The organism is Streptomyces sp. NPDC041796 (genome assembly GCF_055590785.1).
The window spans coordinates 40002-48419 of the sequence record NZ_JBVJAH010000015.1 but is presented as its reverse complement, the minus strand read 5'-3'; the positions used below and the strand labels follow the sequence as shown (position 1 = coordinate 48419).

9 protein-coding genes are annotated in these 8418 nt (G+C 72.3%); 4 read left to right on the top strand and 5 right to left on the bottom strand.

Features of this window, described 5'->3' with window-relative positions; genetic code table 11:
- Positions 1-160: 160 nt before the first annotated feature.
- Positions 161-841, bottom strand: a complete 681-nt coding sequence (gene phoP, locus ACZ6C1_RS27435; protein ID WP_064067557.1) for a two-component system response regulator PhoP — start codon at positions 839-841, stop codon at positions 161-163.
- Positions 838-2085 (bottom strand): two-component system sensor histidine kinase PhoR, encoded by a 1248-nt coding sequence (phoR, locus tag ACZ6C1_RS27430; RefSeq protein WP_469244193.1) that lies wholly within the window; start codon positions 2083-2085, stop codon positions 838-840. Before phoR ends, phoP begins: the two co-directional genes overlap by 4 nt.
- Positions 2086-2285: 200 nt before the next feature.
- Here phoR and phoU point away from each other — a divergent pair, with 200 nt between their 5' ends.
- Both phoU and ACZ6C1_RS27420 read left to right on the top strand, forming a co-directional pair.
- Positions 2286-2966 (top strand): phosphate signaling complex protein PhoU, encoded by a 681-nt coding sequence (phoU, locus tag ACZ6C1_RS27425; RefSeq protein WP_469244191.1) that lies wholly within the window; start codon positions 2286-2288, stop codon positions 2964-2966.
- A 141-nt stretch (positions 2967-3107) separates the two neighbouring features.
- Positions 3108-3257: a hypothetical protein gene (locus tag ACZ6C1_RS27420; protein WP_469244189.1), complete on the top strand. Its 150-nt coding sequence runs from the start codon at positions 3108-3110 to the stop codon at positions 3255-3257.
- A 68-nt stretch (positions 3258-3325) separates the two neighbouring features.
- On the opposite strand, the gene ACZ6C1_RS27415 is transcribed toward ACZ6C1_RS27420, so the two are convergent.
- Positions 3326-4084 carry a phosphoglyceromutase gene (locus ACZ6C1_RS27415; protein WP_469244187.1) on the bottom strand — a complete coding sequence of 253 codons (759 nt, stop codon included), beginning with the start codon at positions 4082-4084 and terminating at the stop codon, positions 3326-3328.
- 118 nt (positions 4085-4202) lie between these two features.
- Between ACZ6C1_RS27415 and ACZ6C1_RS27410 the strand changes: the two genes are divergently transcribed.
- On the top strand, positions 4203-5480 hold the full coding sequence (locus ACZ6C1_RS27410; protein ID WP_469244185.1) for an MDR family MFS transporter: 1278 nt from the start codon (positions 4203-4205) through the stop codon (positions 5478-5480).
- A gap of 72 nt (positions 5481-5552) precedes the next feature.
- On the opposite strand, the gene ACZ6C1_RS27405 is transcribed toward ACZ6C1_RS27410, so the two are convergent.
- Entirely contained in the window at positions 5553-6041 is a 489-nt protein-coding gene (locus ACZ6C1_RS27405; RefSeq protein WP_469244183.1) for a type III secretion system chaperone family protein, read from the bottom strand.
- Positions 6034-7395 carry a D-inositol-3-phosphate glycosyltransferase gene (gene mshA / locus ACZ6C1_RS27400; protein WP_469244180.1) on the bottom strand — a complete coding sequence of 454 codons (1362 nt, stop codon included), beginning with the start codon at positions 7393-7395 and terminating at the stop codon, positions 6034-6036. Before mshA ends, ACZ6C1_RS27405 begins: the two co-directional genes overlap by 8 nt.
- Positions 7396-7561: 166 nt before the next feature.
- Here mshA and ACZ6C1_RS27395 point away from each other — a divergent pair, with 166 nt between their 5' ends.
- The gene (locus ACZ6C1_RS27395; RefSeq protein ID WP_469244176.1) at positions 7562-8377 is read left to right on the top strand and encodes a class I SAM-dependent methyltransferase; all 816 of its coding nucleotides are present in this window, start codon (positions 7562-7564) and stop codon (positions 8375-8377) included.
- Positions 8378-8418: the final 41 nt, after the last annotated feature.

Genomic DNA, 8418 nt, shown 5'->3' with positions numbered 1-8418 from the left:
TCCCGCGTACCAAGCCGCCGTACATAGATGGACCCCTCCCCGTGGATGCTTCGGACAGGGTCCAGGGGGGGGAGGGGCCCCCCCACCGGTCGGGGGGCCCCCCCTTCCCGTACGTACGCCCACGAGCCGGCGGGCACGGGCTCCGCGTCCGGGCTGCGGCCTACGGTTCGAACTTGTAGCCCAGGCCCCGGACGGTGACCAGGTAGCGCGGGGCCCCCGGGTCGGGTTCGATCTTGGCGCGCAGGCGCTTGACGTGGACGTCGAGGGTCTTGGTGTCGCCGACGTAGTCCGCGCCCCACACCCGGTCGATCAGCTGCATCCGGGTCAGCACCCGGCCCGCGTTGCGCAGCAGCATCTCCAGCAGGTCGAACTCCTTCAGCGGCAGGTCGACCTTGCCGCCCGCGACCGTGACGACGTGACGGTCCACGTCCATCCGGACCGGCCCGGCCTCCAGGGCCGCCGGGGCGACCTCCTCCGGCTCGCCGCGGCGGCGCAGCACGGCGCGGATGCGGGCGACCAGCTCGCGGGACGAGAAGGGCTTCGTGACGTAGTCGTCGGCTCCTATCTCCAGGCCCACGACCTTGTCGATCTCGCTGTCCTTGGCGGTCACCATGATGACCGGGACGTTCGACCGGCCGCGGAGCTGGCGGCAGACCTCGGTGCCGGGCAGGCCGGGCAGCATGAGGTCGAGCAGGACGAGGTCGGCGCCGTTGCGCTCGAACTCATCCAGCCCCTCGGGCCCGGTGGTCGCGACGGCGACCTCGAAGCCTTCCTTGCGGAGCATGTAGGACAGGGCGTCGCTGAAGGATTCCTCATCCTCGACGACGAGCACTCGGGTCACGGAAGGACCTCCGGGGCTGTGAGCGGTTCGGTGGTGGTCTCGGAGTGGTGGTGCTGGGGGTGGTCGTGGTGGGACCGGGAAGCGCGGTCCCGTCCGGCGCCGGCCTCGGGGAGGCGGAGCGTGAAGGTGGAGCCCTGGCCTTCGGTGCTCCAGACGGTGACCTCCCCGCCGTGGGAGGCGGCCACGTGCTTGACGATGGCGAGGCCCAGTCCCGTGCCGCCCGTGGCGCGGGAGCGGGCGGGGTCGACGCGGTAGAAGCGCTCGAAGATGCGCTCCTTGTCCTTGTCGGGGATGCCTATGCCCTGGTCGGTGACCGCTATCTCGATGAGGTCGCCGCCGGGCGCGGTGACGCGGCGGGCGGCGATGCCGACGCGGGTGTGGGCCGGGGAGTAGTTCACGGCGTTCTCGACGAGGTTGCCGAGGGCGGCGGCGAGCTGGCCGCGGTGTCCCCAGACGTGCAGGTCCGCGGTGCCGCCTGCGGCCATGGTGATCTGCTTGGTGGAGGCGGGCTGCCGGGAGCGGTCGATGGCCTCGGCGACCAGTTCGTCGACCCGGACGGGCTCGGCGTCCTCCAGCGGGTCGTCGTTCTGCACCCGGGAGAGGTCGATGAGCTCCTGGACGAGGTTGGTGAGCCGGGTGGCCTCTATCTGCATGCGGCCGGCGAAGCGCATGACGGCCTCGGGGTCGTCGGAGGCGTCCATGACAGCCTCGGAGAGCAGGGACAGGGCGCCGACGGGGGTCTTGAGCTCGTGGCTGACGTTGGCGACGAAGTCGCGGCGTACGGCTTCGATGCGGCGGGCCTCGGTGAGGTCCTCGACCAGGAGCAGGACGAGGCGGGAGCCGAGGGGGGCGACGCGGGCGGAGACGGCGAGGGCCTCGCCGCGGCCGGTGCCGCGCCGGGGCAGGTCCAGCTCGACCTGTCGTATCTCACCGTCGCGGCGGGTGTCGCGGGCCATGTGGAGCATGGGTTCGACGGCGAGCTTGCCGCCGCGGACGAGCCCGAGGGCGTACGCCGCGGAGCTGGCCTTGACGACGGAGTCGCTCTCGTCGAGCACGACGGCGGAGGAGCGCAGCACGGACAGGACCGTGTCCACACCGGGCGGCAGTACCGCGTCCGTGTGCAGGGAGGTCCGGGTGGGTCTCGCCTGGTCGCGCTCGCTCCAGCGGAACGCCAGCATGGCGATCACGCCGGTGCACGCTCCGGCGATCGCGGCCACTGCGGCGACCGCCGCGTTCACGTCCATGCGTCCAGGTTATGCGTGGCCGCGGACACTCTCCCAGCCATCGGGGGGCGCGCTCGAACAGTCGTCGCCCAGAGTTCACCGAGGGGAAAGTGACGGTTCACTTGAGAGGGAGGCCCCGGACTTTTTGGACTCGGACCGTGGGACCGTGGGGGTCCGAGCCCACCCGGACCCCTGATGGTCGCACTGAGAGAGGGACATCCATGCGGGACGCGTACCACGAGGAACTGGACTCGATCGGCGAGGGCCTGGTCGAAATGGCCCGGCTGGTCGGGTCGGCGGTCGGTCGCGCCACGACGGCGATGCTCGACGCGGATCTGAAGCTGGCGGAGGCCGTGATCGCGGCCGACCAGAAGGTCGACGACCTTCAGCACGAACTGGAGGCCCGGGCGATAGCCCTGCTGGCCCGCCAGCAGCCCGTCGCGACGGATCTGCGGATCGTGGTGACCTCGCTGCGGATGAGCGCGGACCTGGAGCGCTCCGGCGACCTGGCCCAGCACGTCGCCAAGCTGGCGCGGCTGCGGTTCCCGGACCCGGCGGTGCCGCGGGACCTGCACGCCACGATCCTGGAGATGGGGCAGCTGGCGCAGCGCCTGATGGCGAAGGCGGCGGAGGTCATCATCACCAAGGACGTCGACCTCGCGCTCCAGCTCGAGCACGACGACGACGAGATGGACCGTCTGCACCGGACGCTGTTCCAGCACCTGATGGACGACCGCTGGAAGCACGGCATCGAGACGGCGGTCGACGTCACCCTGCTGGGCCGCTACTACGAGCGCTTCGCCGACCACGCGGTCTCGGTCGCCAAGCGCGTCGTCTACCTGGTGACGGGCGAGCACGCGGACGAGCTCCAGCAGGCGGAGGCGCCGGTCGAGGGCGCGTAGCGGCGGCGCGTCGGGCGCCCGCCCCGGGACGCCGGGAGAGGGCGTCGCACGTCTGTGCGCCGTTGATGCGCCCTGCCGGGCGGGCATGCAATGGGAAGAGGCGACGTACGCCTTGGAACGTGCGCCTTCGAGGAGGGACCCATGGCAGATACGCCCATGACCGACCGCGAGCTGGAAGTACCCGTCGAAGTGCTCCGTCTGCCCGTGCTGGGTGCGTGCGGCTGTGGCTCCGGCTGCGGCTGCGGCTGCCAGTCGGGCGCCCCGTGCCAGTGCGGCGGCTGCTGCGGCTGATCCGTCGGGCGTTTCACCAAGGGCCCCGTCCATGTCCTGGACGGGGCCCTTCGGCGTGCGGGGTGTGCTTACTTCTTGCCCTGGTTCTTGACCGCCTCGATGGCCGCCTTGGCGGCGTCGGGGTCGAGGTAGGTGCCGCCCGGCTTGAGCGGCTTGAAGTCGGCGTCCAGTTCGTAGACCAGCGGGATGCCCGTGGGGATGTTCAGGCCCGCGATGTCGGCGTCGGAGATGCCGTCCAGGTGCTTGACCAGGGCGCGGAGGCTGTTGCCGTGGGCGGCGACGAGGACGGTGCGGCCGGCCAGGAGGTCGGGGACGATGCCGTCGTACCAGTACGGCAGCATGCGGACGACGACGTCCTTGAGGCACTCGGTGCGGGGGCGCAGCTCCGGCGGGATCGTGGCGTAGCGCGCGTCGCCCGCCTGCGAGAACTCGTCGTCGTCGGCGAGGACCGGCGGCGGGGTGTCGTAGGAGCGGCGCCACAGCATGAACTGCTCCTCGCCGAACTCGGCGAGCGTCTGCGCCTTGTCCTTGCCCTGGAGCGCGCCGTAGTGCCGCTCGTTCAGGCGCCAGGAGCGGTGGACCGGGATCCAGTGGCGGTCGGCGGCCTCCAGGGCGAGCTGCGCGGTGCGGATGGCGCGCTTCTGGAGGGAGGTGTGCAGCACGTCGGGGAGCAGACCGGCGTCCTTGAGCAGCTCACCGCCGCGGACAGCCTCCTTCTCGCCCTTCTCGGTGAGGTTGACGTCCACCCAGCCGGTGAACAGGTTCTTCGCGTTCCATTCGCTCTCGCCGTGGCGGAGGAGGATCAGCTTGTACGGTGCGTCGGCCATGCGTACGAGATTAATGGACGCCGTGACGGTTGACGGCTCGCGTCAATTGACTGGCCACTGACAGCCCGGGGCTCGTAAGTTGCCGCTGCTGGTTCAGCCACTTACGGGGGATGGGTTCATGTCGATAGCGACGGTCGGACGTGCCGCGAGGGAGAGCGTGTCGGGCCTGCCCCGGGCGTTCTGGTGGCTGTGGGTGAGCACCCTGGTCAACCGGCTGGGGGCGTTCGTCGCCACGTTCATGGCGCTCTACCTGACCCTGGACCGCGGCTACTCGGCGACGTACGCGGGGCTCGTGGCCGCCCTGCACGGCCTCGGCGGCGTGATCTCGTCGCTGGGCGCCGGTGTGATGACCGACCGGCTGGGCCGGCGGCCCACGATGCTGATCGCCCAGCTGTCGACGGCCGTGTCCGTCGCCGTCCTGGGGTTCATGGAGCATCCGCTCGCCATCGCCGCCGTCGCCTTCGTCGTCGGCGCCGCGTCCAACGCCTCACGGCCCGCCGTGCAGGCGATGATGGCCGACATCGTCCCGCCCGAGGACCGGGTGCGGGCCTTCTCGCTCAACTACTGGGCGATCAACATGGGCTTCGCGATCTCCTCCGCCGGCGCGGGCTTCATCGCCGAGTACAGCTACCTGGCCGGTTTCCTCGGTGAGGCCGCGATGACGCTGGTCTGCGCCGTGCTGATCTTCGTGAGGATCCCGGAGTCGCGGCCGGAGCAGACCGCCCCCACGGAGGGTGGCAAGGCCGTGGAGCCGGACGTCGGCCTGGGGACGGTCCTGCGGGACGGGAAGTTCATGGGTGTGGTCGGGTTGTCCTTCCTGATCTCGCTGATCTTCCAGCAGGGGTACGTGGGCCTGCCGGTCGCCATGGGCGCCGACGGCTTCACCAGCGCGGACTTCGGCGCGGCCATCGCCGTGAACGGTGTGCTGATCGTGGCCCTGCAGATCCCGCTCACCCGGTACATCGAGCACCGTGACCCGCGTTCCCTGCTGATCGTCTCCTCGCTGCTCGCCGGGTACGGCTTCGGCGCCACCGCCTTCGCCGGATCGGTCGGCGTCTACGCGCTGACCGTCTGCGTCTGGACGCTCGGTGAGATGATCAACGCCCCGACGCAGACGGGCCTGGTCGTACGGCTCTCCCCGGTGCACGGACGCGGTCGCTACCAGGGCGTCTACACCATGTCGTGGTCCGTCGCCGGGCTGATCGCCCCTCTGATGTCCGGCTGGATGATCGACCGGTTCGGCCCGGAGTGGCTGTGGGGCATGTGCGCCCTGGTGGGCACGGTGTCCGCGCTCGGGTACTGGCTGCTGATGCGGCGCCTGCCGGAGGAGGACGCCCCGGTGTCGGAGGTCGTGGTCACCAAGACGCCCGCCGGGGAGACGGTCGCCGCGGCCTGAGGGCCGGGCGGCAGGGGAGCCGGGCGGGCAGGGGGGCCGGGCGGCTCGGGAGGGGCTCGGCCGGACGCGGGGTTACGTGGCCGGACGGGTCAGGTGGCTGAACGCGTCCAGGTTGCGCGTGGACTCGCCGCGCGAGACCCGCCACGCGTACTCCTTGCGGATCGCCGTCGCGAAGCCCAGCTCCAGCAGCGTGTTGAACGCCCCGTCCGCCGCCTCCAGGACCGAACCGAGCACCCGGTCCAGTTCCTCGGGGGTGACAGCGGACAGCGGCAGCTTGCCGGTCAGGTAGATGTCACCGAGGCCGTCGACCGCGTACGCCACCCCGTACAGCCGCAGGTTCCGCTCCAGCAGCCAGCGGTGGACGCGCGCCTCGTTCTCGTCGGGGTGCCGGATCACGAACGCGTTCAGCGACAGCGAGTGGCGGCCCAGGCGCAGCGAGAGCGTGGTGGACAGCTTGCGCGTACCGGGAAGGGTGACGACGTACGAGCCGGGTGCCGGGGACTCCCAGGACAACTCGGCGTCGGTCAGCGCGGACTCGATGATCTTCCGGGCGTCAGCCATGACGCGAGCGTACGCCACGGCGGTGTTCGTGCATGGCGGCGGTGTACACGTCCGCCGTCCCCGAGGCGGCCGTGTCCCAGCCGAACGACCCCGCGTGCCGCGCCGCCGCCTCGCCCAGGCGGGCCGTCAGCGACGGCTCGACGACGAAGCGGCGCAGTGCGGCCGCGTAGTCGGCGGGGTTGTGGCCCCGCACCAGGAAGCCGGTCGAGCCGTCGCGGACCGCCACCGGGAGCCCGCCCACCGACGCGGCCACGACCGGTGTGCCGGCCGCCTGCGCCTCGATGGCGACGAGCCCGAAGGACTCGCTGTACGAGGGCATGACGAGGACGGACGCCGCCCGGAACCAGTCGGCGAGCCGCTCCTGGCCGACGGGCGGGTGGAAGCGCACGACGTCGGCGATGCCCAGCCGGGCGGCGAGCTTCTGCAGGCCCTCGGGCTTGGCGAGGCCGCTTCCGCTGGGCCCGCCGACGACCGGGACGAGCATCCGGGACCGCAGCGAGGGGTCCTCGTCGAGCAGTAGGGCCGCCGCCCGCAACAGGATGTCGGGGGCCTTCAGGGGCTGGATGCGGCCCGCGAAGACGGGGATGAACGCGTCGGCCGGCAGTCCGAGCCGGGCGCGGGCGGCGGCCCGCCCGTCCGCCGGGCGGAACCGGTCGAGGTTCACGCCCGGGTGCACGACCGCGACCTTCGACGGTTCGGCCTCGTAGAAGCGGACGAGCTCGTCCGCCTCCCCGGCGGTGTTGGCGATCAGGCGGTCGGCCGCCCGCACGATCTGGGTCTCGCCGATGACCCGCGCCGCCGGTTCGGGTGTGTCGCCCTCCGCGAGCGCCGCGTTCTTGACCTTGGCCATGGTGTGCATCGCGTGCACGAGCGGGACGCCCCACCGCTCGGCGGCGAGCCAGCCGACGTGGCCGGAGAGCCAGTAGTGGGAGTGGACGAGGTCGTAGTGGCCGGGCCGGTGTCCCGCCCAGGCCCGCATGACGCCGTGCGTGAAGGCGCAGAGCTGGGCGGGCAGCTCTTCCTTGGCGAGCCCCTCGTACGGGCCCGCGTCGACGTGCCGGACCAGGACGCCCGGCGCCAGCTCCACGGCCGGGGGCAGGCCGCCGGCGGTGGCCCGGGTGAAGATCTCGACTTCGATGTTGATCGCGGCGAGGCGCTTGGCCAGCTCGACGATGTAGACGTTCATACCGCCCGCGTCGCCCGTGCCCGGCTGGTGCAGCGGGGAGGTGTGGACGCTGAGCATGGCGACCCGGCGCGGTACCCGCGACCGGCCGGGCAGCCGGAGGCGGTGCGGCGGGCCGAGCCGGTGCGGCGTCGCCAGACTGCCGGCGAACCGGGACACGTACTGGCTCACGTCGGCAGTCCTTCCGGTGTGCGGGCACGGCAAGCGGAGGACACGCGCGCGCCTGTGCGTACGGCCCTCCTGTCAGCGACAACAGCGGGCCGGCCCTCCGCATTTCCGCTTTGCCAATTCATTACGCGTCCGGGAGGACGTTTCCGGAGCCCTTACCCTCGACCCCATGGCCCCGCGCACCACCCGCCCCGCCGGGACCCGCCCCGTCGGCACACCGACCCGCGGGACCACCAACCCCAACCGCCTGCGCCGCATGGACCGCTGGATCGCCGCCGTCCACGGCGCGGCGCTGCGCCGCAGCGGGCTGCCGCCCACGGCGGTGGACCTCGGTTACGGGGCCGCGCCCTGGACCGCCGTCGAGCTGCTGCACCGGCTGCGCGGCGACGCCGACCCGCGTACCCGAGTGGTCGGCGTCGAGATCGAGCCCGCCCGGGTGGCGGCGGCCCAGCCGTACGCGCGCGACGGCCTGACCTTCGTGCACGGTGGCTTCGAGGTGCCGGTGGACGGCGCCCCGGCGCTGATCCGGGCGGCGAACGTGCTGCGCCAGTACGACGAGGACGAGGTCGCGGCGGTGTGGGCGCGGCTGTGCGCGCGGCTCGCGCCCGGGGGGCTGCTGGTGGAGGGGACGTGTGACGAGATCGGGCGGCGTCATGTGTGGGTGGCGCTGGGTCCGGAGGGGCCGCGGACGGTGACGTTCGCGACGCGGCTCGGGTCGCTGGAGCGGCCGTCGGACCTGGCGGAGCGCCTGCCGAAGGCGCTGATCCACCGGAACGTGCCGGGCGAGCCGGTGCACGCGTTCCTGCGGGACTTCGACCGGGCGTGGGCGGCGGCGGCCCCGTACGCCTCGCTGGGCGCCCGGCAGCGGTGGATCCGGACGGCGCGGGACCTGGCGGGCGACTGGCCGCTGGTGGACGGCCGACGGCGGTGGCGCCAGGGCGAAGTGACGGTGCGGTGGTCGGCGCTGGCGCCGGGCTCGTACTGAATCGGCCCCGTACAAAACGCCCGTGGCCCGTGCGGAACGTC